The sequence below is a fragment of the Methyloversatilis sp. XJ19-13 genome (assembly GCF_024580155.1).
Lineage (GTDB): Bacteria > Pseudomonadota > Gammaproteobacteria > Burkholderiales > Rhodocyclaceae > Methyloversatilis.
In genome coordinates, this window is the sequence record NZ_JANINH010000003.1 from 338315 (window position 1) to 362540 (window position 24226).

The window sequence follows — 24226 nt, forward strand, 5'->3', positions numbered from 1 at the left end:
ACGCGCCCGCCAGACTTCACATCATGCATACCCAAGTCATCCATCTTCCGCCGTCCTCGCGCTCGCAAGTGCCCCAGCGCTGGACCACCGAGCAGGTCGAAGCACTGTTCGCGCTGCCGTTTTCAGATCTGATGTTCCGCGCACAGCAGGTTCACCGCGAGCATTTTGATCCCAATGCCATACAGAGATCCACCCTGCTGTCGATCAAGACCGGCGGCTGCCCGGAAGACTGCGGCTATTGCCCGCAGTCGGTGCGCCACGATACCGGTGTGACCAGCCAGGACCTGCTGCCGGTCGAGGACGTGCTGGCCGCCGCGCGCGCGGCGCGCGATGCCGGTGCGACGCGCTTCTGCATGGGCGCCGCCTGGCGCGGCCCGAAGGATCGAGACGTCGAAGCGGTCGCCGAAATGATTTCGGCGGTGAAGGGCCTGGGTCTGGAAACCTGCGCCACGCTGGGCATGCTGCGCGAGGGCCAGGCCGAAACGCTGAAGAAGGCGGGGCTGGATTACTACAACCACAACATCGATACCGCCCCGGAGTTCTACGGCGACGTCATCGGCACGCGCACGCAGGAAGACCGCTTCGACACGCTGGAAGCGGTGCGCGAAGCCGGCATGAATGTGTGCTGCGGCGGCATCGTCGGCATGGGCGAATCGCGCCGCGGTCGCGCCGGCCTGATCGCCACGCTGGCCAGCATGGACACACCGCCGGAATCGGTGCCGATCAACAATCTGGTGAAAGTCGAAGGCACGCCGCTGGCCGATACGCCTGATCTCGATCCGTTCGAATTCGTGCGCACCATCGCCTGCGCCCGCATCACGATGCCGAAGAGCCACGTGCGTCTGTCGGCCGGGCGCGAAGCGATGAACGACCAGATGCAGGCGCTATGCTTTCTTGCCGGCGCCAATTCCATCTTCTACGGTGACAAGCTGCTGACCACAGGCAATCCGCAGGCCGACAACGATCGCCGGTTGCTGGAGCGGCTCGGTATCCGGTCGGTCTGAGCGCGGAGCGCACGACCATCTCCGCTGTGGTTCCGCCCGACCTTGCACTCGATGCGCGCGCCGTGGCGTGCCGCTTCGAGCGTGCGGCGGCGCGGTTCGACGACGCGGCGGTACTGCATCGCGAAGTGGCCCGGCGCATGGCCGAGCGGCTTGATATGGTCATGCTGAAGCCGGCACGCCTGCTCGATCTGGGTTGCGGCACCGGCGCCGATCTGCAGCCGCTGCGCGCCCGCTACCCCGACATGCAGATGATAGGCATCGATCGTTCGGCGGCCATGCTCGCGCGGGCAGCCGCCCGCACGCCGCGCTGGCGGCGCTGGCTGCCAGGGGTGCTGGGCGGCAGCCAGACCGCGCTGGTGCGTGCCGATATCACTCGGCTGCCGATTGCGCCGCGCAGCATCGACATGGTGTGGTCGAACATGGCGCTGCACTGGCAGGCGGACCTGCCGGCGACACTGCGTGAAGTGCAGCGCTGCGTGCGCGTCGGCGGGCTGTTCATGTTTTCCATGCTCGGCCCGGACACGCTGCGCGAACTGCGTGGCGCGCTGGCTGAGGCCGGGTTGCCGCTGCGTGCGCACCGCTTCATCGACATGCACGATGTCGGAGACATGCTGGTCGAATCGGGCTTCGCCGAGCCGGTGATGGACATGGAACACATCACGCTGACCTTCGACACGCCGGCCGCGCTGTACCGTGATCTGGCCGATACCGGCGGTTTCAGCGCACTGGCCGCGCGGCCGCGCGGACTGCTGACGCCGCGTGCCCGTGCGCGGCTCGATGATGCACTGCTGCGGCTGCGTGACAACGGCCGCCTGCCGGCAACGATGGAAATCATCTACGGCCACGCCTGGCGCGGCGAGCCGCGCCAGGCCGAAGACGGCCGCGCGATCATCCAGTTCGAACGCGGCCGCCGGCGATGAAGCGCAAGGACGCCGTGCGGGTCAGCGCCAAGGGACGCAGCCTGAAGCCGCGCAACCCCTGGCCACGGCGGCGCTGATGAAGAAGGGCGGCGAGCACGCACGGCAGGACAAGAAGGCCAGCCGCGCCCGGCTCAAATCGGATCTGCGCAAGACGGCGGACGGCGACTGAACATGTCGCCATCGGCCCGGCTCACGCTGCTGATGTGCGCTGCCGAGACGCTGGGCATGACGGGATTCGCCGCCTATCCGTCCTTCCTGCCGCTGCTGGCCGGGGTGTGGCAGCTCAGCGGTGCCGAAGCCGGTCTGATCGGCGGCGCCTTCTTCTTCGGCTACATGGTGGCCGTGCCCTTTCTGTCCGGCGTCACCGACCGCATCGATGCGCGCATCGTTTATGTGGCGTCCTGCGTTCTGATGGCAGGCGGAACACTGGGCTTCGCGCTGTTCGCCCTGGGCGTGTGGAGTGGCGCCTTCTTTCAGGCGCTGTGCGGCGCCGGACTTGCCGGCTGCTACATGCCCGGCCTGCGCGTGCTGACCGATCGCGTTCTACACCGCGAGTTTCGGCATCGGTACCAGCCTGTCGCTGCTGCTGGCCGACGCCCTCGGCAATCTGATGGACTGGCGGATCGCGATCGCGCTGATGGCGGTCGGCCCCCTCCTGGCGGCCGTCATCGTGTTTGCAGGCACCGGGCCGCATGGGCCGCCCGGTGCCGCCGACGCGCACTGGCTGCCGCGTTTCGGACCTGTGCTGGCGCACCTGCGGGTGCGCCAGCTGGTGACCGGCTACGCGGTGCATTGCTGGGAACCGTTCGGCCTGCGGTCGTGGATGGTGGCTTTCGTCGCTTTCGCCTACGGACTGTCGTCGGCGCAGGCCGCGCTGTCGCCGACCGAAGCGGCGGCGCTGATCAATTTGCTCGGACTGCCGGCCAGCATACTGGGCAACGAAATGGCCAGCCGTGTCGGGCGACGGCGCTGGATCGTCGCCATGATGATCGCCTCGGGTCTGCTGTGCTGGCTGGCCGGCGCGTCGGCGGCGCTGCACTGGTGGCTCATGCTGTGCGTGCTGGCGCTGTACAACACCGCCGTGATGGCGGATTCGGCTTCGCTGACCGCCGGACTTGTGCATGCTGCGCCAGCGGCACAGCGCGGCGCGGCGATGGCGCTGTATTCGCTCGGCGGCTTCGGCGCCGGCTTCGTCGCGCCCTGGTGTTCGGCGGTGTGCTGGACCTGACCGGGGGCATCACATCCCCTGTGGCATGGATCGTCGCCTGCGGCACGCTGGGCATAGGTTGCCTGCTGTGGGCACTCACGGCCCTGCGTCGTCCGGCCAGCGCGGCATAGTCCGTTCAGACCAGTCCGGAGACTTTCCGGGCCACGGTCCGGTCATGTTCACCTCCTAAGCTTCGTCCGCGCTGCAGAGGCGACCCGCCCGCGCTGCCTGGCGTCGTCATCCCTCCATCGATCATTTTCAGCCCGACTTTCTTTTCTGGCCGCGCGCATCGGGCGGCCAGCTTCGATTACGCTACACGTGAAGGAATCCATATGTCATCGAATGGCCGCATCCTGCCCCCCCGACTTGCCTTGACGCTCGCCGTTGCCGGCCTGTTCGCGTCGGCTGCCCATGCCGATGCCACGCCGCAGGCCCTTCCGTTCGTGCAGGACTGGACGAACATCGGCCTGATCACGGCCAATGACGACTGGAGCGGTGTGCCCGGCATCATCGGCTATCGCGGCGACGAGCTGACCAGCGCGACCGGCGTCGATCCGCAGACGATCACGGCCGATGGCACAGCGTCGCCGGTCGATGTGAATGCCAACCAGACCAATCCGAACACCTTCAGCACCGGTGGTGTCACCGAATTCCACTTGACCGATCCGGTCGTCGCACTGACCGGCTCCGGCACCGCCGATGCGCCGTTCATCCTGCTTTCGCTGAACACCACCGGTCACAGCGGCATCGTCGTGCGCTACGACCTGCGCGATCTTGACGGCTCGGCCGACAACGCGCAGCAGCAGGTGACGCTGCAGTACCGCGTCGGCGCCAGCGGCAACTTCATCAATGTGCCGGAGGCGTATGTCGCCGACGCGACCGACGGCCCGTCGCTGGCCGGCAAGGTGACGCCGGTGCAGGTGACGCTGCCGGCCGACGCCGACAACCAGCCGCTGCTGCAGCTGCGGGTGATCACGACCAATGCGCCGGGCAACGACGAGTGGGTCGGCATCGACAACATATCGGTACAGGGCGGCGGCAGCGGTGCGGTGAATCAACCCATCGTGACCACCTGCCCGGCGCTTGTGCTGCAGGCCGGCGAAGCAGGCAGTGTGACGGTGGCGGCCAGCGACGCCGACAGCGTGGTCGAGGCATTCTCGCTGACCGGCACCCCGCCGGTTGGTGTGACGGTCGACGGCTTCGCACCGGCGACGACCGACGGTGGCAGCGCGTCGGCGCAGGTCAGCGTCGCGGCAGGTACAGCGACCGGTCAGTACAGCATCGGTCTGCGCTTCACGAACAACGAGGCACAGGAAGGAACGTGCAGTGTCGATATCACGGTCGCTGCGCCGGCCGCCATCGTGCCGATCCCGGCTATCCAGGGCAGCGGTGATGCCAGTCCTCTGAACGGTCAGGTCGTCACCACCGAGGGCGTCGTCAGTGCCGTGTTCCCCGGTTTGTCGGGCTATTACCTGCAGGACGGTTCAGGCGACGGCGACGCGAGCACGTCGGATGGCATTTTCGTGTTCGCGCCGGGCAACACGGCCGTCGTCGGCCAGCGGATCCGCCTGACGGCCAGCGTCACCGAATTCAATACCGTGACCGAACTGGTGTCGCCGAGCGCGGTGCAGGTGCTGGGCAGCGGCGTGACGATCACGCCGACCGACATCGTGCTGCCGGAAGCGTTCGAGGGCGAACTGGAGCGCTACGAAGGCATGCTGGTTCGCATCACCTCGCCGCTCACCGTGTCGCAGAACTACTTCCAGGGTCGCTACGGACAGGTGACGCTGTCGGCCGAAGGGCGCATGGAAATCCCGACCAACCGTCACCCGGCGGGCAGCGCCGAAGTACTTGCGCTGCGCGACGAGAACGCCCGTCGCCGCATCGTCCTTGACGATGGCTCGAGCGCGCAGAACCCGAACCCGATTCCGTTCATCGGCGCCGACAACACGCTGCGTGCCGGCGACACGGTGAACGGTCTGACCGGCGTGATCGACCATGGCCTGATCACCGCGTCGAGCACCGGGCCACGCGACTACAAGCTGCATCCTGTGGTGACACCGGAATTCACCCGCGACAATCCGCGCACCGCCACGCCGACCGCGGTCGGCGGCAATGTACGGGTGGCCAGCTTCAATGTTCTGAACTACTTCAGCACGATAGACCAGGCGGGTGCATCGTGCTTCCCGACCGGCACGCGCAGCGACTGCCGCGGCGCCGACAGCGCGCTGGAATTCAGCCGTCAGCGCGACAAGATCGTCGCCGCGCTGCGGGCGATGGATGCCGACGTGGTCGGCCTGATCGAGATCGAGAACAACGGCCAGGGCGCGGTGAACAATCTGGTGGCCGCGCTCAATGCGTCCGCCGGCGGCGCGGTCTATGCTGCCGTCGGCCTGCCGGTCGGCGGCACGGGCACCGACGCCATCCGCCAGGCCATGATCTACAAGCCGGCGAAGGTCACGCCGGTCGGCGGTGCGATCAGCGACACGGCGACGGTCCATAACCGCCCGCCGCTGGCGCAGACCTTCGCCGCCGCCAATGGCGAGCGCTTCACGGTCATCGTGAATCACTTCAAGTCGAAGTCCTGCGGCGATGCTGCCGGTGTCGAGGCCGATCAGGGCGACGGTCAGGGCTGCTGGAATCCGCTGCGCGTGCAGCAGGCGGCGGCGCTGCAGACCTTCATTCAGCAACTGCCGGGCCAGGGGGGTGCAGCCGACGTGCTGGTCATCGGCGACCTGAACGCCTATGCGAAGGAAGATCCCGTCCTCGCACTGACCTCAGGCGGGCTGAGCGACCTGGCTGCAGGCATCGATCTCAACTACACCTACACCTTCGACGGCGAAAGCGGTGCGCTCGACCATGCGCTGGCCAGCGCCGCGCTGGCCGGCAAGGTGAGCGGCATCACGCAGTGGCACATCAATACCGACGAGCCCTTCGTGATCGACTACAACACCGAGTTCAAGCCGCAGGACCTGTACGCGCCGACCGCTTTCCGCTCGTCCGACCACGACCCGGTCCTCATCGGGCTGAACCTGCTGCGCACGATCAACGGCGGCGCCGGTCGCGACACGCTGACCGGTACCCCGGGCGATGACGTCATCACCGGCGGCGAAGGCGCTGACCTGCTGACCGGCGGCAACGGCGCGGACACCTTCGTCTATCGAAGCGTGCGCGATGCGCTCGACACCATCACCGACTTCGAACCGCAGCAGGATCGGCTCGACGTGCGACAGCTGCTGGCCGGCGTCACGACCGGCAGCGACCCGCTGGTCAGCGGCTACATCATCGTCCGCCAGACCGGACCGAACACGATGGTGCTGTTCGACGCCGACGGGTCTGCCGGTCGCGGCGCCGCGCGTCCGCTGGTGACCCTGCGCAATGTGCTGCCGGCCGAACTGGGCAGCGCGTCCTTCCTTTACTGAACCCTGACGTTCCGGAGATACGAACATGAGCTTCAAACCCCTTGCCGCCGCAGCGCTCATCGCCTCGCTGTTCGCCACCGCTGCGCACGCCGACGTACGCTTCAGCGAAGACTTCAACAGCGGCTATGTCGCCAACTGGCAGACCGCGGGCGACGTGTCCGCGCAGGACAATTCCGGCGACACCTACATCGCCCTGACGACGGCATCGCTGACGTTCGAAGATGACTTCCCGCTGCCGGCCGGCTCGTTCAATCTGAGCGGTGTGGCCGCGGTCGAAACCGGGCTCGCGCTCGAAACGGCGATCGGTGCGCAGCCCGGCGCCTTTGATAGCGGCGACGACTTCACTTATGAAGGCTCGGCCATCTGGCGCACCGTGAACGTGAATGTCGGCGACATCCTGCGTTTCGACTGGCTGCTGGCGACCAACGAAGTCGGCGCCGAAGCACGGCCGGACTTTGCCTTCCTGTCGGTCGACGGCGACATCACGCGCATCGCCTCGGTCGCTGACGCAACGTCGGCGCCGATCCTCGATTTTCTGGCCGACACCGGCATCCGCAGCTTCGAGTACGTATTCACGCGCGGCGGTGCGGTGCGGCTGGCGTTCGGTGTCGTCGATGTGGGCGACTTCGGCGTCACGACCGCACTGGCGATCGACAACGTGAGCATCACCGCGGTGCCGGAACCGGAAAGCTGGGCGCTGATGCTGGCGGGTCTGATAGGTGTGGCGGGCGCCGCCCGTCGCGCGCGTCGCTGAGCGACGTCCTCATGTCGTCTGCGCCGCCAGGTGCGCGCGCAGACGGCGGGCATGCCACAGGCGCACGGCGAACAGCGTGGCGAGGATGCAGGCGTAGAGGATGGGTTCGGTCAGGTCCTTCTTCACCAGCCACCAGTAGTGCGCCACCCCGAGGACGCCGACGACGTACACGAGTTTGTGCAGCCGCTGCCAGGTCCGGCCGCCGAGCCGGCGCACCATGCCGTTGGTCGAGGTTACGGCGAGCGGCAGCAGCAGCAGGAACGCACCGAATCCGATCGTGATGAAGGGCCGCTCGATGATGTCCTTCACGATGCCTTCGAAGTCGAAGAACTGGTCCAGCCACAGATAGGTGAGCAGGTGCAGGCTGGCATAGAAGAACGCGTACAGCCCAAGCATGCGGCGCAGGCGTACCAGCCAGTGCCAGCCGGTGATCTGGCGCAGCGGCGTCACGGCCAGCGTTACCAGCAGCAGGCGCAGCGTCCAGTCACCGGTGGCGCGCGTGATGTATTCGATCGGGTTGGCGCCCAGCCGGTCGGCATATGCGCCGAATGCCAGCCATATAAGCGGCACCAGACAGGCGAGCCAGACGGTACGCCACAGCCAGCGGAACACGGTGGGCCCCGGTGTCCAGGCGCGCGCGTTGCGGCCCGGGGGCCGTGCGGTCGAGGCACGTGCCTGCACTCAGTAGTACTTCCTCAGGTCCATGCCCGTGTAGAGCGACGCAACCTGATCGCCGTATCCATTGAACATGAGTGTCTTGCGCTTCGAAAACTCGCCGATGCGCCGCTCGCGTCCCTGGCTCCAGCGCGGGTGGTCGACGTCCGGATTCACATTCGAATAGAAGCCGTACTCGCGACCGGCGGCGCGCGACCAGGCGCTCAGCGGCTCCTTGTCGGTGAAGCGGATCTTCACGATCGACTTCGCGCTCTTGAAACCGTACTTCCATGGCACCACCAGCCGCATCGGTGCGCCGTTCTGGTTCGGCAGCACTTCGCCATACAGGCCCACGGCCATGAGGGTGAGCGGATGCATGGCTTCGTCGAGCCGCAGGCCTTCGACATACGGCCACTCGAGCACCGCGCTGCGCACGCCGGGCATGGTTTTGGGATCGGCCAGCGTGGTGAATTCGACGTACTTCGCGCTGCCCAGCGGCTCGACCTGCCTGAGCAGCACTGACAGCGGAATGCCGATCCAGGGCACGACCATCGACCATGCTTCGACGCAACGCAGCCGGTAGATGCGTTCCTCCAGCGGCGCCAGCTTCAGCACCTCCTCGATGCCCAGCGTCCTGGGCTTCTGCACCAGGCCCTCGATGCTCACCGTCCACGGCCGGGTGGACATGCGGTGGGCGTTCTTCGACGGATCGGCCTTGTCGGTTCCAAATTCGTAGAAATTGCAGTAGCTGGTGATGTCCTCGTAGTCGTTCAGCTTTTCGTCGGTCGAGAAGGGGCTTTTCGCCAGTGGCCCGAGTTTTTCGCCGCGCTTGCCCTGCGCATCGGCGATCCCCGGCAAGCCGCCGAGCAGCGCCGCACCGGCACCCAGTCCGGCTGCCCGGATGAAGTCGCGGCGGGTATCGAACAGCGCGCGCGGCGTGATGTCGGATGGCACGATGTCGGCCGGGCGTTTGATCAGCATGGTGAAGCTCCTCGTTGTACGCTGCAGGGTGTCCGGACGGGGGGATCGGCATTCAATCGCGCGCGCCCTGCGATAGAACGTCAACAGACCCCAGTGCTGACCGGCTGCATCGGCGCGACCTTACCTGTATGACTGCAGATGAACCGAAAGATTTTTCCCGAACTGCTCGACCTGTTGATGTGCGAGGCGCCGCAGGCCAAGTGCGCCGCGGTGGCGTCGCTGTGGACAGCCTGGCAGGCGGGTGTAGTGTTCGATCGCGCGGCAGCGCTGCCGCATGCCATCGACGAACCCGGTCGCCCGGCACGACCCGAACTGGTCGCGCCCTCTGCGCTGCGCTCGCGCCGCGTGGGTACGCGCGAAGGTCATGCGGCGATGATCCATGCGATCTGTCACATCGAATTCACCGCCATCAATCTTGCACTCGACGCGGCCTGGCGCTTTCGCGATCTGCCCGACGCCTTCCTGGCCGACTGGCTGCGCGTGGCGGCTGACGAAGCGCGCCACTTCGGCCTGCTGCGCTCCCACCTGCGGACGCTGGGCTTCGACTATGGTGACTTTCCGGCGCACGCCGGCCTGTGGGACATGGCGCGGCGCACCGCCGATGACGTGCTGACCCGTATGGCGCTGGTGCCGCGCGTGCTCGAAGCGCGCGGGCTGGACGCCACGCCGCCCATCATGGACAAGCTGCGCACCATCGGCGATGCGCCGGCGCTGGTCATACTCGACCTCATCCTGAATGACGAAATCACCCATGTCGCGATCGGTGACCGCTGGTTCCGTCATGTGTGCGCACAGCGCGGACTGGCGCCCGAGGCCACCTTCCTCACACTGTTCAATGCCTTCAATGCACCGCGACTGCAGCCGCCGGTCAACGAAAAAGCCCGCCTGGCGGCGGGCTTTTCCGAAGGCGAAATCGACAGCCTGACCGCTCAGCGCAGACCCGCCGCGTAGTCGGACACCGCCTTGATCTCGGCGTCGGTCATCTTGATGGCAATCATGCGCATCATCTTGGCCGGGTCATTCGCACGTTCGGCAACGCGGAAATACTTCAGCTGTGTTTCGGTGTACTCGGCGTGCTGGCCGGCAATGCGCGGGTACTGGGCGGGCATGCCGGCACCGGCCGGGCCGTGACAGCCGGCACAGGCGGGCAAACCTTTTTCGAGGTTGCCACCGCGCCACAGGCGCTGGCCCAGTTCGATGCTTTCGCGGTTGCCCTTGGCCTTCTCCGGCGTCTGGGTCTGGCTCGCATAGTAGGCGGACACGTTGCGCATGTCGGCTTCCGACAGGCCGGAGGCCATTGCGCCCATGATGGCGTTGGCGCGCTCGGGCGGCTGACCGTCCTTGCTGCGGAAATTCATCAATTGCTTGTACAGGTATTCCGGATGCTGGCCGGCCAGTTTGGGGTTGACCGCGATGACGCTGTTGCCGTCCGCGCCATGACAGGCCGCACATACCTGCGTCGCGACAGTCTTGCCGGCCGCAATGTCCGCTTTCGGGGCGGCTTTTTCTTCAGACGCCAGCGCGCTGGCGGATACCAGGGTCAGAGACAGGGCAAAACCGAACGACTTGAGCATACGCATGACTATCCTTGAACGATGAATCCGGTCGATGGCCCGGTCGGTGGCCGGGTCGGTGCCGGATGGATCTGTGGCCGGTTGAACAGGGTGATACGGTAAACTCCTCATTTTACCGTGTTTTCCTGGGCGCGCGTGGCGCGTAATCGATTTGTCCTCTCTGTTCCGCGGTGCTGCATTTCATCTGTCCGTCGCCAAGCCATCGGGCCTGCCGGCGCCTGCCGGCCCGGAAATCGCATTTGCCGGCCGTTCCAATGCGGGTAAATCGAGTGCCATCAATACGCTGGTCGGCCACACGCGCCTGGCTTTCGTCAGCAAGACGCCCGGGCGTACCCAGCTGATCAACTACTTCACGCTGGTGCGCGGCGGCTTTCTGGTTGACCTGCCCGGCTACGGCTATGCCCAGGTGCCGATCGAAGTCCGCAAGGCCTGGGCGGGACTGATCGAGCGCTACCTGAAAGAACGCGAAAGCCTGGCCGGCCTCGTGCTCATCATGGATGCGCGCCACCCGCTCACGCCTCTGGACTGGAACATGATCGAATGGTTCTCGGTGAGCGGCAAGCCGATGCATGTTCTGCTTACCAAGGCCGACAAGCTGACCCGCAGTGCTCAGGCGGCAACATTGGCCGACGTACGCAGACAACTGTCCGGCATGGGGGAGCAGGTCAGCGTGCAACTGTTCTCCAGCCTGAAGAAGACCGGTGTCGAGGAAGCCGAGGCGGCTGTTTCGCCATGGCTGGCCGCGCATCTGCCTGATCAGGCATCGACGCCGCCGGTCTGACATCTGTTGCAGCGAAACGGCCCACGGCGCACAGAACGCCGGAGCCGGAAAGAAAAAAGCCCACGGCCAAAGGGGATGGAAGCCGTGGGCTCGAAACGCCTCTTGAAGAAGCACCCGCTCAGGGAGGTGAAGCGGGTGACGGCTTGCACCGTCGCTTGCTCTGACCGGGGCGCGTCGGCGCGAGTTCCGGGATTGTTGCGTCGCCGCAGCGCCCTTCGCGGCCGGCGCCGACACGCGAAGCCGGGTGCGCTCGTACTATCATCGCGGCTTTGCGAACCGGGCCAACGCGATGTCCTTTCCTCCCGCCAGCCATTTCCCGCCCACCCGCCTGCGCCGCATGCGCCGCGATGATTTCTCGCGCCGGCTCATGCGCGAGCACACGCTCACCACCAACGACCTGATCTATCCGGTATTCGTGCTCGACGGCCCGACGCGCAGCGAAGCCGTGGCATCGATGCCTGGCGTGAACCGGGTCAGCGTCGATGTGCTGATGGGGGTGGCCGAACAGGCGGTGTCGCTCGGCGTGCCCGCGCTGGCGCTGTTTCCGGTGATCGACGCCCCGCTGAAGACCGACGATGCGGCCGAAGCGTGGAATCCGGACGGCCTGGTGCCGCGCACGGTAAAGGCGCTGAAGGCGCGGTTTCCCGAACTCGGCGTGATCACCGACGTTGCGCTCGATCCCTACACGAGCCACGGTCAGGACGGCCTGATCGACGCGACCGGCTATGTGATGAACGACGAAACGCTGGAGGCGCTGGCCAAACAGGCGCTGTGCCATGCGCGTGCCGGCGCCGACGTCGTCGCGCCGTCGGACATGATGGACGGGCGCATCGGCCGCATCCGCCTCGAACTCGACGCGCACCGCCTGATCCATACGCGCATCCTCGCCTACTCGGCCAAGTACGCCTCAGCCTTCTACGGCCCGTTCCGCGACGCGGTGGGTTCGGCCGGCAACCTCGGCAAGAGCAATAAATACACGTATCAGATGGACCCGGCGAACAGCGACGAGGCGATCCGCGAAGTGTCGCTCGACATCGCCGAAGGTGCGGACATGGTCATGGTGAAGCCCGGCATGCCGTATCTGGACATCGTGCGACGGGTGAAGTCGGAGCTGGGTGTGCCGACCTATGCCTACCAGGTCAGTGGCGAGTACGCGATGCTGAAGGCCGCGGTCGCCAACGGCTGGCTGGACGAGCGCGCCACCGCGATGGAAGCGCTGCTCGCCTTCAAGCGCGCCGGCGCCGACGGCATCCTGACCTATTACGCGCTGGACGCCGCGCGCTGGCTCAGGGACGCCTGACGCTGAGCAGTCGCATGGCCTGCGGCAGCTTCAGCACCGAGGTCAGCCGCAGGTCGACGTAGTTGTGGTGGCCCGCGCTGCGGCTGATCCACACGGTGCGCATGCCGAGCTGTTTCGCGGTGCGCAGATTGGCCGCGGTGTCTTCCACCATGATGCAGTCAGCGGGCATCACGTGCTGGTCGCGCAGCAGATGCAGGAAACCGGCGAGCCGCGGCTTCGGCACGTAGCGCGAATGTTCGATGGCATGCACCGCGTCGAACAGGTGGCGCATGCCCATTACCGCCAGCACCGCTTCGGCGTAGTGCGCCGGACCGTTCGTGAACACGATCCTGCGGCCCGGCAGGCGGGTCAGCATGTGACGCAGCGCGCGGTCGAACACGATACCCGGACGCAGCGCCTCGACGTCGTGCGTCCCGCGCAGGAAATGCGAAGGCCGCGTGCCATGGTGGCGCATCAGGCCGAGCAGCGTGGCGCCGTAGCGATGCCAGTAGTGCGTGCGCAGGCGATCGGCTTCGCCGTGTTCGAGTCCCAGTTCCGTCATCAACCAGGCGGTCATCGCCCGGTTCAGGTGCGGAAAGATGTGCGGATTGGCGTCGTGCAGTGTGTTGTCCAGATCGAAGATCCAGACCGGACGCCGCTGCGCCTGCCGACTCACTTGCTCTTGATCAGTGTGCCGACGCCGTCATTGGTCAGCACTTCGAGCAACAGCGCATTGGGCACGCGACCGTCGATGATGTGCACGCTCTTGACGCCGCTGCGCGCGGCATCGAGCGCCGAACCGATCTTGGGCAGCATGCCGCCGGACAGCGTGCCGTCGGCGATCATGGCATCGACGTCGCGCGGCGTGATGCCGGTCAGCAGATTGCCTTCCTTGTCCAGCACGCCCGGCGTATTGGTCAGCAGCACCAGTTTTTCCGCCTTCAGGATTTCCGCCAGCTTGCCAGCCACCACGTCGGCGTTGATGTTGTAGCTTTCGCCGTCCGGGCCGACGCCGATCGGAGCGATCACCGGGATGAAGTCGCCGCTGTCGAGGAAATTGATGATGGTCGGGTCGATCGACACGATGTCGCCGACCAGTCCGATATCGAGCATTTCGTCCGGCTTGTCCTTGTTCGGCATCATCAGCTTGGTGGCGCGGATGAAGGACGCGTCCTGCCCGGTCAGTCCGACCGCCTTGCCGCCGGCCTGGTTGATCAGGTTCACGATGTCCTTGTTCACGTGGCCGCCGAGCACCATTTCGACGATGTCCATCGTTTCATCGTCGGTCACGCGCATGCCCTGCACGAAGGTGCCCTGCTTGCCGACCCGCTTCAGCAGGTCGTCGATCTGGGGGCCGCCGCCATGCACCACCACCGGGTTCATGCCGACCAGCTTGAGCAGCGTCACGTCGCGCGCGAAACCCAGCTTCAGCGCAGGGTCCGTCATGGCGTTGCCGCCGTACTTGATGACGATGGTGCGGTCCTGGAAGCGCCGGATATAGGGCAGCGCCTCCGAAAGCACGGCAGCCTTGGCGTGGGGTGACAGTCCGGAAGTCAGGTCGGAAGAGTGGGGCATTTCGGGTGTCCGGCAGCTGGAGATGATGGTGCCGGATTCTAGCCGTGCACTGCACAAACAAAAAGCGGACACCCCGGGGTGTCCGCTTCCGATGCATCGCCGGTCCGGTTTACTGGATGGTCAGCTTGCGCGATGCAGCCACCACCTTTTTCGGCAAGGTCAGTTCCAGTACGCCGTCGCTGAAGCGGGCCTGGGCGTTCGCCTCGTCAATGTCCTGGCCGAGCTGGAAGCTGCGCGACACCTTTCCGTAGTGGCGTTCCGAACGCAGCACGCGCTCGCCATCCTTGTTCTCGACCGTGCGCTTCTTCTCGGCACTGATCGACACCACCGGCCCTTCGATGCTGACGTGGATGTCGTCCTTGGTCACGCCGGGCAGATCGGCATGAACCGTGTAGGCGTCCTTGTCTTCCTTCACGTCGACCTTCAGCGCCGGCACATCCGGATTGCCGGCGAGATCGACCGGCTGCAGCACGAGGCCGCGGAAGTCCTTGAACAGGTTTTCGAACGGGTCCCAACGGGTCACTTGATTCATGGCTTTCCCTTTCATGTCTGGTGCGGGGAGCGCCCGCGTGCTTCCAAACTAGGGTCGGGGAAAAGTGATTTCAATACCGCCGCTGCAACGCCTTGCGCTGGGTCAACATCCGTATCGCATCGCGATTGGTCCATGAAAACACTGCGTCAAGCGCCTCGCGCCAGGGCAACCAGCGCCAGTCGCGGTGCTCGTCGGGTGCCAGTGTGATCGGCGTGTTGCGCGATACGCACAGGCTGAACAGGTGTTCGGTGTTGTGGGTGACGCCTGGCGGGTAGCGCTGGCGCCACATCGGGAAGATTTCGAAGCGGCTGCTGTGATGCCAGCGCTCGAATTGCGCAGCCGGGGCGACGATGCCGGTTTCTTCGGCCACTTCACGCTGTGCCGCCTCGGCCAGCGTTTCGCCGGCTTCGACGCTGCCGGTGACCGACTGCCAGAAGCCCGGGTGCTTCGCCCGTTCGATCAGCAGGATGTCACCACAGGCACTGTGGATCAGAACCAGGACCGACTGCGGTCGCTTCATGCGCTGGCCATGAAGGGACGCGCCAGCGTATTCGGCTGGTCGATCAGCACCCAGAACGGCGTGCCGCGCGAGCGCCATTCGGCGGCGGCCTCGTCGAGCACGGCGACGATGGCATTGAAGTCGTCCTTGCAATGTTCGACCGGCTTTGCGCAGCCACTCAGATGCACCAGATATCCGCCGGCCGGTACCCACGACAGGTCGCCGAGGCAGTCGCCGAGCGCGTCGAGGTTGTGGCCGAAGGTGGCTGGAAAGCCGAAGGTGTCGGCGAAGGCCTGGAACAGCGCAGCGCGGTCGCGCGCGTCCTTGAGATCGAGACCGATCAGCAGCAATCCGGCCTGATCGGCCACGCGCGCTGCGCGGGCAGCCGCGGTGGGCTGCGCGAAAAAAACGCCGCTGCGCGAGGCGTCGCGCAATCGGGCCTCCATCGATGTCGGTGGCGGCAGGGAAGACATGGTTACTCCTTGATTCGGCGGAAACTTCGGTAGTGATCGCCCGTGTAGTAATACTCGCCCGAGCTGCGCACATCGCGTTCTGTGCCCTCGCCGGCGACGATGCGCCGCGCGCCGCGGTGATTCAAACCGGGCGTGCGCACGGTGTATTCGCGGTAATAGCCGCGCTGGCGCGCCGGCAGCAGCCGTTCGCGGTTCTGGAACACCACGCCGTCACGCGAGTACGGGAACGGCCCGCCCTGCTTGATCAGCATCAGCGTGTGCGCGGCCTCGGGCGGCAGTCGGTCGAGGTCGACCTCGGGCAGGCTGCCGGGCGGCGCAAAGCCGCTGAGCAACAGCCAGAGCAGTGCAAGCACCGCACTGCGGCCGGTCCGGCGAAACAGTCCCGAGGTCATCAGCGGGCTTACTGCGCAGTGTCCGCCTTCGCGGTGTTGCGCAGGCGGATGTGCAGGTCGCGCAGCTGACGCTCGTCCACCGGGCTCGGCGCCTGCGTCAGCAGGCACTGCGCGCGCTGGGTCTTCGGGAAGGCGATCACGTCGCGGATCGATTCGGCGCCCGTCATCATCGTGACGATGCGGTCCAGACCGAAAGCCAGGCCGCCATGCGGCGGCGCGCCGTACTTCAGGGCGTCGAGCAGGAAGCCGAATTTCAACTGTTGTTCTTCCGGACCGATGTTCAGCGCCTCGAAAACGGTTTCCTGCACGTCTGCGCGATGAATACGCACGGAGCCGCCGCCGATTTCCCAGCCATTGAGCGCGAGGTCGTAGGCCTTGGCCAGACACTTGCCCGGATCGGTCTTCAGCAGGCCGATGTGATCGTCCTTCGGGCTGGTGAAGGGGTGGTGGCAGGCGTTCCAGCGCTTTTCGTCCTCATCGTATTCGAACATCGGGAAGTCGATGACCCACAGCGGGCGCCAGGCTTCGCCGGTGACGAACTTCTTCTCGTGGCCGATCTTCAGGCGCAGCGCGCCCAGCGCGTCGGACACCACCTTGCTCCTGTCGGCGCCGAAGAAGATCACGTCGCCGCTCTGCGCGCCGGTGCGCGCCATGATGGCGGCCAGCGATTCAGGGCTCAGGTTCTTGACGATGGGCGACTGCAGGCCTTCCTCGTTCAGCTTCGTGACGTCGTTGACCTTGATGTAGGCCAGACCGCGTGCGCCGTAGATCTTGACGAATTCGGTGTAGCTGTCGATTTCGCCGCGCGACAGTGAGGCGCCGCCGGGCACGCGCAGCGCGGTGACGCGGCACGCCGGGTCGTTGGCCGGGCCCGAAAACACCTTGAAGGCGACGTCCTTGACCGCATCGGCGACGTCGACCAGTTCGAGCGTGACGCGCAGATCCGGCTTGTCGGAACCGAAGCGGTCCATCGCTTCGGCGTAGGTCATGCGCGGGAACGGCGACGGCAGCTCGACCGCGAGCGCCTCCCTGAACACGTAGCGGATCATCTCCTCCATCAGCGCGGTGATTTCGTGCTCGTCGAGGAAGCTGGTTTCGATATCGACCTGGGTGAATTCCGGCTGCCGGTCGGCGCGCAGGTCTTCGTCGCGGAAGCACTTGGTCAGTTGATAATAGCGGTCGTAGCCGGCCACCATCAGCAGCTGCTTGAACAACTGCGGCGACTGCGGCAGGGCGAAGAAATGACCATCGTGCACGCGGCTGGGCACCAGATAGTCGCGCGCGCCTTCCGGCGTGCTCTTGGTGAGCATCGGCGTTTCGATGTCGATGAAGCCCTTTTCGTCGAGGAAGCGGCGGAAAGCCATTGCGGTCTTGTAGCGCAGCATCATGTTCTTCTGCATCGCCGGCCGGCGCAGGTCGATCACGCGGTGCGTCAGGCGCACGGTTTCCGACAGATTCTCGTCGTCGAGCGGGAAGGGCGGCGTGACCGACGGGTTCAGCACCTCGACTTCATGCGCCAGCACTTCGATCTGGCCGGACACCAGATTGGCGTTGGTCGTGCCTTCCGGGCGGCGGCGCACGCGGCCGGTCACCTTCAGACAGAACTCGTTGCGAACCGATTCGGCCACGGCAAAGGTTTGCGCGCGATCAGGGTCGCACACGATCTGCACCAGACCTTCGCGGTCGCGCAGGTCGATGAAGATGACGCCGCCGTGATCACGCCGGCGGTGCGCCCAGCCGAAAAGTGTGACGGTCTGATCAAGATAGCCCGCATCGAGCAGGCCGCAGTATTGCGTACGCATGGTGTGTTTCCGGAAGAGAGAAGGGGCGCGGCCGCGCCCCGGTTTCAGTTATCGAGTGCGGGCACGACCGTCTTCTGTACCCTGGGTTTGCGGGCGGGCGGCACAACGCCCATCGACACGATGTATTTCAGCGCTTCGTCCACCGTCATGTCGAGTTCGATCGCCTCGCTGCGCGGCACCATCAGGAAGAAGCCTGAAGTCGGATTGGGCGTGGTCGGTACATAGACGCTGATGTGGTCGGTCAGGTGGTTGGCTACGTCGCCGCCCGGCTGGCCGGTCATGAAGGCGATGGTCCAGCTGCCCTGGCGCGGGTACTGGATCAGCATCGCCTTGCGGAAGGCCTCGCCCGAGCTGGAAAACAGCGTGTCCGACACCTGCTTGACGCCGTTGTAGATCGACTTGACCACCGGAATGCGCGACAGCAGGCTTTCCCAGTAGCGCAGCAGGCGCTGGCCGATGATGTTGTGACCTATGACGCCACTGATCAGGATGATCAGCACGGTCAGGATGACGCCCAGACCGGGAATGTCGAACCCGAAAAGCTGCTCCGGCCGCCATTTGTAGGGCACCAGAAGCATGGTTGAATCCAGCGTGCCGAGAATCCACGCGAGCACCCAGAGGGTGATCGCGAGCGGAATCCACATCAGCAGACCGGTGATGAAATAACGTTTCATCAATGGCAGGCGCACGGGCCGCCGCAAGCCTTCGGCGCGGCCGGACTGCTGTCGGTCGATGCCTGTTCGGCAGAGGATCCCGATGACGCCTCCTTCGGGGCATCGGCGCCGGCTGCCGGGCTGACCGGTTTTGCGCCGCCACCTTTGAAATCGGTCGCATACCAGCCACTGCCCTTGAGCTGGAAGCCGGCCGCGGAAAGCTGTTTGACGAAGGTCGATGCGCCACAGGCCGGGCAGACTGTCAGCTTCGCCTCACTGATTTTCTGCATCACATCTTTTTCATGACCGCAGGACGAGCAGCGGTAACCGTAAATCGGCATGTCAGGCTCCGGAAAACGCAGAAGTATAGATTAAGGCATTGTTGCACATGCACATTTCAGTCCATATGCGGCCCTGTCGAGATGAGGGTTGGCGCGCCGGAATCAAGTCCGGGCACGCGCGTCAGAAAGCACCGAGATAGGTCTGGTTGATCGTCTGTCCGAAAAACAGCGCCAGAACACCCGCTGCCGCCAGATAGGGGCCGAACGGAATGGGTACGTTGCGGCCGTGCGAGCGGAAGACAATCATCGCGATGCCGACGCTCGCGCCGACCAGCGACGACAGCAGGATGACCACCGGCAGCATCTGCCAGCCGAGGAAGGCGCCGATCGCAGCCAGCAGCTTGAAGTCGCCGTAACCCATGCCTTCCTTGCCGGTAATCAGTTTGAAGGCCCAGTACACCGACCACAACACCAGGTACCCGACGATGGCGCCCGCCACCGCCGAGGACAGGTCGGTGAAACCGCCGACCAGATTGAGCAGCAGCCCGGCCCAGACCAGAGGCAGCGTGATGCTGTCGGGCAGAAGCTGGGTATCGAGATCGATGAAGGTCAGGGCGATCAGCGCCCACACGAAAACCAGTGCGCCAGCCAGCAGCAGCGTCGGGCCGAAATTGAGGGCACAGGCGGCGCTGAGCAGGCCGGTCAGCAGTTCGACCAGCGGATAGCGCGCGCTGATCGGCGTCCGGCAGGCGCTGCAGCGGCCGCGCAGCAGCGCCCATGACAGCAGCGGGATGTTCTGCAGCGCGGTGATGGCGTGGCCGCAGGATGGACAGCGGGAACGTGGCGCAGAGAGCGTCAGTGGATCAGCCGGTGCGGGCGTCTGGCCGGCAAGTTCCGCGCACTGTGCCGCCCACTCGCGTTCCATCATCAGCGGCAGGCGATGAATCACCACGTTCAGGAAGCTGCCGACGGCCAGCCCGATCAGGCCGCACAGCAGCGCCAGCGGCCCGGACTGGACCAGCAGGTCGATGTTCATGATGTGACCTGCCTGTGCTCAGACCGACTGCGCGACCTTGAAGATCGGCAGATACATGGCCACCACCAGGCCACCGATCAGCGTACCGAGCACCACCATGATGATCGGTTCCAGCAGGCTGGACAGCGCCTCCACCGAGTCATCCACTTCCTGCTCGAAGAAGTCTGCCACCTTGGACAGCATCGCGTCGAGCTGACCGGATTCCTCGCCGATCGACGCCATCTGGATCACCATCACCGGGAACACATTCGTGTTCTGCATCGCCACGGTGAGGCTGGTGCCGGTACTTACCTCCGACTGGATCTGCTTGGTTGCCATGCGGTAGATGTGATTGCCGGCGGCGCCGCCGACCGAATCGAGCGCTTCGACCAGCGGTACGCCGGCCGCGAACATCGTCGACAGCGTGCGCGCCCAGCGCGCGATGGTGGCCTTGCGCACGATATCGCCCATCACCGGCAACCTGAGCAGCAGCCGGTCGACGGCAATCTGCAGCGGCAGCGATCGCTTGAGCATGTACGCGAAGCTGATGAAGGCGCCGGCGACGACGAGCGCAATGAGCCAGGAATAGGCGACGAAAGCGTCCGAGATCGCAATGACGACAAGCGTTGGTGCCGGCAGGTCGGCACCAAAGCTCGAAAACACTTTCTTGAACTCCGGAATGACGAAAATCATGATCACCGCGGTGATGATGATTGCGATGCCCAGCACCGACGCAGGATAGAACATGGCCGACTTGATCTTGCCCTTGATGGCCAGGATCTTCTCGCGATAGGTCGCCAGCCGGTCGAGCAGGCTGTCGAGAATACCGGCCTGTTCGCCGGCCGACACGAGGTTGCAGAACAGCGGGTCGAAGTGCTGGGGGTATTTGCGGAAGGCCTGGTTGAGGCTCGACCCGGATTCCACTTCGAGTTTGATGTCGCCCAGCAGGCGCGACACGGCGCCATTCGCAGCACCCTTGCCGACGATGTCGAAGGCCTGCAGCAGTGGTACGCCGGCTTTCATCATCGTCGCGAGCTGGCGCGTAAACAACGTGATGTCCTTTTCGGTCACCTTGCCGCCGCGCCCGAAGCTGCGCTTCTTGACTTTGGTGACCAGAATGCCCTGACGACGAAGTGTGGCCTGGACCATGGCTTCGCCGCCGGCGCGCATTTCGCCGCGCACCTGCTTGCCGCTCTTGTCCTTGCCTTCCCAGTTGAATACCTGGTCCTTGGAACCGCTGTCCTTGCGTGCGGGGCGGGTTGCGGTGGCCAAATCAAGCTCCTAGCGCGGTATGACCGCTCATGCTGTCGCGGCGGGGGTGCCGCGACCGTTCATTCATTGGTGCAGGCAAGCACTTCCGCCAGCGAGGTCACACCCTGCTTGACCTTCAGCAGACCCGACTGTCGCAAATCCCTTACGCCGTCGCGCCGGGCCTGCTGCGCAATGTCGATCGAGTTGCCATTGGTCATGATGATATGCGCAATCTCATCCGAGATCGGCATCACCTGGTAGATGCCGACCCGGCCCTTGTAGCCACTGTCCTTGCAGCGCTCGCAGCCAACCGGACCGTAGGGCTGCCAGCTGCCGTCAAGTTCTTCTTCGGTGAAGCCGGCTTCCAGCAGGGCTTCGACCGGAATGTCCATCGGTTGCTTGCAGGAGCATAGGCGTCGTGCGAGGCGCTGTGCAGTGATCAATATGACGCTCGATGCAATATTGAATGCTGCAATGCCCATGTTGCGCATGCGGTCGAGCGTGGTCGGCGCGTCGTTCGTGTGCAGCGTCGACAGCACGAGGTGACCGGTCTGGGCGGCCTTGATCGAAATTTCGGCTGTTTCGAGGTCGCGGATTTCGCCGACCATGATCACGTCCGGATCCTGCCGCAGGAAGGATTTGAGCGCCGCAGCGAAAGTCAGGCCGGCCTTGTCATTCACATTGACCTGATTGACGCCCGGCAGGTTGATTTCGGCCGGATCTTCCGCGGTCGAAATGTTCACGCCGGCCTGATTCAGTATGTTCAGGCAGGTGTAGAGCGACACGGTCTTGCCCGAACCGGTCGGCCCGGTGACCAGAATCATGCCGTACGGACGCCCGATCGCATGCATCAGCGCCGCACGCTGCGGAGGCTCGTAACCGAGCGCGTCGATGCCCAGCATGGCCGAGCTCGGATCGAGAATCCGCATGACGATCTTCTCGCCGTGCAGCGTCGGCAGCGTGCTGACCCGGAAGTCGATGGCGCGCGTCTTGGACAGCACGAATTTCATCCGGCCATCCTGGGGGACCCGTTTTTCCGAAATGTCGAGCCTGGAAATGACTTTGATGCGTGACGCGATCTTTTCCCGCAGCACCAGCGGCGGCTGGGTGATTTCGCGCAGCACGCCGTCAGTGCGATAGCGGATGCGGTAGTACTTTTCGTACGGCTCGAAGTGGACGTCAGACGCGCCCTCATTGATCGCGTCAAGCAAGATCTTCTGGATGAAACGCACCACCGGCGCGTCGTCGATTTCGATGGCGCCAGTGTCGTTGCTTGCGGCGTCCTCGTCCGGCGCCATTTCACCTTCGAAGTCGAAGTCGGCCGAAGAGAGTGATTCCAGCGTCTTCTCGACCGATTCCGACAGCTTGTCGACCAGCGCAAACAGCTTGTCCGTCTCCACCACAACCGGATCGACGGCCAGTCCGGTCTGGAAGCGGACTTCATCGATTGCGCGCAGATTGGAGGGATCGGCGATCGCCACGGCCAGCCGGTTGGCGCGCTTCTTGAGCGCCAGCACGCGATGCGTGCGCATCAACTTCTTGTCGATCGCGTCGGTGGCGAACTGGTCGGGGTCGTACTGCGTCAGGTCCAGCAGCGGATAGCCGAAGGTTTCAGATGCGAACACGGCCGCATCACGTGCGGACATCTTGCCGCTCGCCACGAGCTGGGCCACGAAACCTGCCCCCGACTGATCGCCTTCACGTGTCAGCGTGCTGGCTTCCGTCTCGGTCAGGCGGCCGTGCTGGGCCAGCGCGCGCGCCAGACCTGACAGGGAGCTTTTTGCTGTAGCGGCCATGATCGGAGTCGGAGACGGGTTTTTCGAAAGTTGATAAATCGCCTTTGATGATGACGATTCAGGCTTGATCTGTAAACGGTTTGTGGCGCTTCAACGCCGTTTCAACGCTTCGTCTCGTCGACCGGTTTGAACAGGCGCACGCTGCGCACCATTCGGTCTTCGGTATGCAGTATTTCCATCGTCACGTTGTCGATCCGTACCGAAAGACCGGATTCAGGGATGTCCTGCAGGTGGTCAAGCAACAACCCGTTCAGTGTTTTCGGCCCCTGAAGCGGGAGGTTGAGCCCGAGCTTGCCATTCAGTTCGCGCAGGCTGCGGCTGCCATCGACGATGACGCTGCCGTCCGCCCAGGTCAGCGAGAGTGCGCTCCCTGGCTGGCCGGTGGTGAATTTGCCGACGATCTCCTCGATGATGTCCTCCAGGGTGACCAGTCCTTCGACCTCGCCGTATTCGTTCACCACCAGTGCCAGGCGTTGCCGGTTCTCCTGGAAAAACTGCAGCTGGCTGTAAAGCGGCGTCGCCGACGGCACGAAGTAGGGCTTGGTCAGCAGCGCACGGATTTCGTCCTTGTCGAGCTCGCCCGCCGACAGTGCGCTGACCACCCGCCGCTGCGGCAACACGCCGAGCACCCGGTCCAGCTCGCCGACATAGACCGGAACCCGGCCGTGGTGGCTGGTGGCAATCTGGTGCTGGATGTCCGGCAGCGGCTGTTCGAGGTCGATCGCCTCGATCTGGTTGCGCGGAGTCATCACGTCCTCCACCGTCACGTCTTCCAGTTCGAACAGGTTGATCAGGATGCGCCGGTGCGCGGCGGGGATGAAGTGGCCGGATTCGGTCATCAGCGCGCGCAATTCGTCTGCTGACAGCGCATGACCTTCTTCCTGGTCGCCGGGGTTCAGGCGGGTGATGCGCAGGATGCCCGAAACGAGCAGATTGACCGACCAGATGACCGGATAGAACACCTTCAACAACGGCTTGAGCACGAACGCGACCACCGGGGCGATCGAATTGGCGTAGCCCGCGCCGACCACCTTGGGCGTGATCTCGGAAAATACCAGGATGAGGAAGGTGATCAGCAGCGTGCCGATCGCGAGTGTCAACTCGCCTTCGCCGAACAGGCCGATCACGATCACCCCGGTCAGCGTGGCGGCGGCGGCATTGACCAGATTGTTGAACAGCAGGATGACGCCGAGCAGCTTGTCGGTCTGTGCCAGCAGGTCGAGCGCGTGCTGTGCGCCGCGCGAGCCACCCTGGGCCGCCGCCTTCAGCCGGTAGCGGTTGGAGGCCATCATTGCGGTCTCGGCCATCGAGAAGAAGCCCGACAGCACCAGCAGCACGGCCAGCGCCACGAACTGGCTGGATAGCGGGATCGAATCCATCG

General features: G+C 64.9%; 23 protein-coding genes and 1 pseudogene. 8 read left to right on the top strand and 16 right to left on the bottom strand.

The window, feature by feature from the left end:
• Positions 1 to 23 precede the first annotated feature (23 nt).
• From bioB to NMQ14_RS06240, 5 genes and pseudogenes are all read left to right on the top strand, one after another.
• Positions 24 to 1004, top strand: coding sequence for a biotin synthase BioB (gene bioB / locus NMQ14_RS06220; protein ID WP_257094431.1), 981 nt, complete (start codon positions 24 to 26; stop codon positions 1002 to 1004).
• A 26-nt stretch (positions 1005 to 1030) separates the two neighbouring features.
• Positions 1031 to 1924, top strand: coding sequence for a methyltransferase domain-containing protein (locus tag NMQ14_RS06225; RefSeq protein WP_257094434.1), 894 nt, complete (start codon positions 1031 to 1033; stop codon positions 1922 to 1924).
• Between the two features lie 225 nt (positions 1925 to 2149).
• Positions 2150 to 3152: pseudogene (locus NMQ14_RS06230) on the top strand (MFS transporter).
• Positions 3153 to 3463: 311 nt separating this feature from the next.
• Positions 3464 to 6553, top strand: a complete 3090-nt coding sequence (locus NMQ14_RS06235; protein WP_257094436.1) for an ExeM/NucH family extracellular endonuclease — start codon at positions 3464 to 3466, stop codon at positions 6551 to 6553.
• 25 nt (positions 6554 to 6578) lie between these two features.
• Positions 6579 to 7307 carry a PEP-CTERM sorting domain-containing protein gene (locus NMQ14_RS06240; RefSeq protein ID WP_257094437.1) on the top strand — a complete coding sequence of 243 codons (729 nt, stop codon included), beginning with the start codon at positions 6579 to 6581 and terminating at the stop codon, positions 7305 to 7307.
• Between the two features lie 9 nt (positions 7308 to 7316).
• On the opposite strand, the gene NMQ14_RS06245 is transcribed toward NMQ14_RS06240, so the two are convergent.
• Together NMQ14_RS06245 and msrP are read right to left on the bottom strand one after the other, a co-directional pair.
• The gene (locus tag NMQ14_RS06245) at positions 7317 to 7919 is read right to left on the bottom strand and encodes a protein-methionine-sulfoxide reductase heme-binding subunit MsrQ (protein ID WP_257094528.1); all 603 of its coding nucleotides are present in this window, start codon (positions 7917 to 7919) and stop codon (positions 7317 to 7319) included.
• Between the two features lie 69 nt (positions 7920 to 7988).
• The gene (gene msrP / locus NMQ14_RS06250) at positions 7989 to 8942 is read right to left on the bottom strand and encodes a protein-methionine-sulfoxide reductase catalytic subunit MsrP (protein ID WP_257094438.1); all 954 of its coding nucleotides are present in this window, start codon (positions 8940 to 8942) and stop codon (positions 7989 to 7991) included.
• Positions 8943 to 9080: 138 nt separating this feature from the next.
• Between msrP and NMQ14_RS06255 the strand changes: the two genes are divergently transcribed.
• Positions 9081 to 9893, top strand: coding sequence for a ferritin-like domain-containing protein (locus tag NMQ14_RS06255; protein WP_257094439.1), 813 nt, complete (start codon positions 9081 to 9083; stop codon positions 9891 to 9893).
• Here NMQ14_RS06255 and NMQ14_RS06260 read toward each other — a convergent pair.
• Entirely contained in the window at positions 9872 to 10522 is a 651-nt protein-coding gene (locus tag NMQ14_RS06260) for a cytochrome c4 (protein ID WP_257094440.1), read from the bottom strand. The genes NMQ14_RS06255 and NMQ14_RS06260 overlap by 22 nt on opposite strands.
• A 145-nt stretch (positions 10523 to 10667) precedes the next feature.
• Here NMQ14_RS06260 and yihA point away from each other — a divergent pair, with 145 nt between their 5' ends.
• Together yihA and hemB are read left to right on the top strand one after the other, a co-directional pair.
• The gene (gene yihA, locus NMQ14_RS06265) at positions 10668 to 11297 is read left to right on the top strand and encodes a ribosome biogenesis GTP-binding protein YihA/YsxC (protein ID WP_257094441.1); all 630 of its coding nucleotides are present in this window, start codon (positions 10668 to 10670) and stop codon (positions 11295 to 11297) included.
• Positions 11298 to 11586: 289 nt separating this feature from the next.
• A complete protein-coding gene (gene hemB / locus NMQ14_RS06270; RefSeq protein ID WP_257094442.1) occupies positions 11587 to 12597 on the top strand; it encodes a porphobilinogen synthase in 1011 nt (336 codons plus the stop codon).
• Here hemB and NMQ14_RS06275 read toward each other — a convergent pair.
• From NMQ14_RS06275 to NMQ14_RS06335, 13 genes are all read right to left on the bottom strand, one after another.
• The gene (locus NMQ14_RS06275) at positions 12584 to 13252 is read right to left on the bottom strand and encodes a pyrimidine 5'-nucleotidase (protein ID WP_257094443.1); all 669 of its coding nucleotides are present in this window, start codon (positions 13250 to 13252) and stop codon (positions 12584 to 12586) included. The genes hemB and NMQ14_RS06275 overlap by 14 nt on opposite strands.
• A complete protein-coding gene (gene argB, locus NMQ14_RS06280) occupies positions 13249 to 14151 on the bottom strand; it encodes an acetylglutamate kinase (RefSeq protein ID WP_069038525.1) in 903 nt (300 codons plus the stop codon). The genes NMQ14_RS06275 and argB overlap by 4 nt, the downstream gene beginning before the upstream one ends.
• A 109-nt stretch (positions 14152 to 14260) precedes the next feature.
• Positions 14261 to 14683: an Hsp20/alpha crystallin family protein gene (locus NMQ14_RS06285; RefSeq protein ID WP_257081928.1), complete on the bottom strand. Its 423-nt coding sequence runs from the start codon at positions 14681 to 14683 to the stop codon at positions 14261 to 14263.
• A 70-nt stretch (positions 14684 to 14753) separates the two neighbouring features.
• Positions 14754 to 15203, bottom strand: coding sequence for a dihydroneopterin triphosphate diphosphatase (gene nudB, locus NMQ14_RS06290; RefSeq protein WP_257094444.1), 450 nt, complete (start codon positions 15201 to 15203; stop codon positions 14754 to 14756).
• On the bottom strand, positions 15200 to 15655 hold the full coding sequence (locus NMQ14_RS06295; protein ID WP_257094445.1) for a barstar family protein: 456 nt from the start codon (positions 15653 to 15655) through the stop codon (positions 15200 to 15202). The genes nudB and NMQ14_RS06295 overlap by 4 nt, the downstream gene beginning before the upstream one ends.
• 2 nt (positions 15656 to 15657) lie before the next feature.
• Positions 15658 to 16047, bottom strand: coding sequence for a ribonuclease domain-containing protein (locus tag NMQ14_RS06300; RefSeq protein ID WP_257094448.1), 390 nt, complete (start codon positions 16045 to 16047; stop codon positions 15658 to 15660).
• Between the two features lie 8 nt (positions 16048 to 16055).
• Positions 16056 to 17849: an aspartate--tRNA ligase gene (aspS, locus tag NMQ14_RS06305; RefSeq protein WP_257094450.1), complete on the bottom strand. Its 1794-nt coding sequence runs from the start codon at positions 17847 to 17849 to the stop codon at positions 16056 to 16058.
• 44 nt (positions 17850 to 17893) lie between these two features.
• Positions 17894 to 18523: a DUF502 domain-containing protein gene (locus NMQ14_RS06310; protein ID WP_257094452.1), complete on the bottom strand. Its 630-nt coding sequence runs from the start codon at positions 18521 to 18523 to the stop codon at positions 17894 to 17896.
• On the bottom strand, positions 18523 to 18843 hold the full coding sequence (locus NMQ14_RS06315; protein ID WP_257094455.1) for an FmdB family zinc ribbon protein: 321 nt from the start codon (positions 18841 to 18843) through the stop codon (positions 18523 to 18525). The genes NMQ14_RS06310 and NMQ14_RS06315 overlap by 1 nt, the downstream gene beginning before the upstream one ends.
• A 121-nt stretch (positions 18844 to 18964) precedes the next feature.
• Positions 18965 to 19819 carry an A24 family peptidase gene (locus NMQ14_RS06320; RefSeq protein WP_257094457.1) on the bottom strand — a complete coding sequence of 285 codons (855 nt, stop codon included), beginning with the start codon at positions 19817 to 19819 and terminating at the stop codon, positions 18965 to 18967.
• A gap of 18 nt (positions 19820 to 19837) precedes the next feature.
• On the bottom strand, positions 19838 to 21070 hold the full coding sequence (locus tag NMQ14_RS06325; protein ID WP_257094459.1) for a type II secretion system F family protein: 1233 nt from the start codon (positions 21068 to 21070) through the stop codon (positions 19838 to 19840).
• A 59-nt stretch (positions 21071 to 21129) separates the two neighbouring features.
• Positions 21130 to 22845: a type IV-A pilus assembly ATPase PilB gene (pilB, locus tag NMQ14_RS06330; protein WP_257081938.1), complete on the bottom strand. Its 1716-nt coding sequence runs from the start codon at positions 22843 to 22845 to the stop codon at positions 21130 to 21132.
• A gap of 101 nt (positions 22846 to 22946) precedes the next feature.
• Complete coding sequence (locus NMQ14_RS06335) at positions 22947 to 24224, bottom strand: HlyC/CorC family transporter (protein ID WP_257094461.1); 1278 nt, start codon at positions 24222 to 24224, stop codon at positions 22947 to 22949.
• Positions 24225 to 24226: the final 2 nt, after the last annotated feature.

Coding starts and splice junctions, on each gene's coding strand:
- bioB (WP_257094431.1), top strand. CDS start 24: ATGCATACCCAAGTCATCCATCTTCCGCCGTCCTCGCGCTCGCAAGTG.
- NMQ14_RS06235 (WP_257094436.1), top strand. CDS start 3,464: ATGTCATCGAATGGCCGCATCCTGCCCCCCCGACTTGCCTTGACGCTC.
- NMQ14_RS06240 (WP_257094437.1), top strand. CDS start 6,579: ATGAGCTTCAAACCCCTTGCCGCCGCAGCGCTCATCGCCTCGCTGTTC.
- msrP (WP_257094438.1), bottom strand. CDS start 8,942: ATGCTGATCAAACGCCCGGCCGACATCGTGCCATCCGACATCACGCCG.
- NMQ14_RS06255 (WP_257094439.1), top strand. CDS start 9,081: ATGAACCGAAAGATTTTTCCCGAACTGCTCGACCTGTTGATGTGCGAG.
- NMQ14_RS06260 (WP_257094440.1), bottom strand. CDS start 10,522: ATGCGTATGCTCAAGTCGTTCGGTTTTGCCCTGTCTCTGACCCTGGTA.
- hemB (WP_257094442.1), top strand. CDS start 11,587: ATGTCCTTTCCTCCCGCCAGCCATTTCCCGCCCACCCGCCTGCGCCGC.
- argB (WP_069038525.1), bottom strand. CDS start 14,151: ATGCCCCACTCTTCCGACCTGACTTCCGGACTGTCACCCCACGCCAAG.
- NMQ14_RS06285 (WP_257081928.1), bottom strand. CDS start 14,683: ATGAATCAAGTGACCCGTTGGGACCCGTTCGAAAACCTGTTCAAGGAC.
- nudB (WP_257094444.1), bottom strand. CDS start 15,203: ATGAAGCGACCGCAGTCGGTCCTGGTTCTGATCCACAGTGCCTGTGGT.
- NMQ14_RS06295 (WP_257094445.1), bottom strand. CDS start 15,655: ATGTCTTCCCTGCCGCCACCGACATCGATGGAGGCCCGATTGCGCGAC.
- NMQ14_RS06300 (WP_257094448.1), bottom strand. CDS start 16,047: ATGACCTCGGGACTGTTTCGCCGGACCGGCCGCAGTGCGGTGCTTGCA.
- aspS (WP_257094450.1), bottom strand. CDS start 17,849: ATGCGTACGCAATACTGCGGCCTGCTCGATGCGGGCTATCTTGATCAG.
- NMQ14_RS06310 (WP_257094452.1), bottom strand. CDS start 18,523: ATGAAACGTTATTTCATCACCGGTCTGCTGATGTGGATTCCGCTCGCG.
- NMQ14_RS06315 (WP_257094455.1), bottom strand. CDS start 18,843: ATGCCGATTTACGGTTACCGCTGCTCGTCCTGCGGTCATGAAAAAGAT.
- NMQ14_RS06320 (WP_257094457.1), bottom strand. CDS start 19,819: ATGAACATCGACCTGCTGGTCCAGTCCGGGCCGCTGGCGCTGCTGTGC.
- pilB (WP_257081938.1), bottom strand. CDS start 22,845: ATGGCCGCTACAGCAAAAAGCTCCCTGTCAGGTCTGGCGCGCGCGCTG.
- NMQ14_RS06335 (WP_257094461.1), bottom strand. CDS start 24,224: ATGGATTCGATCCCGCTATCCAGCCAGTTCGTGGCGCTGGCCGTGCTG.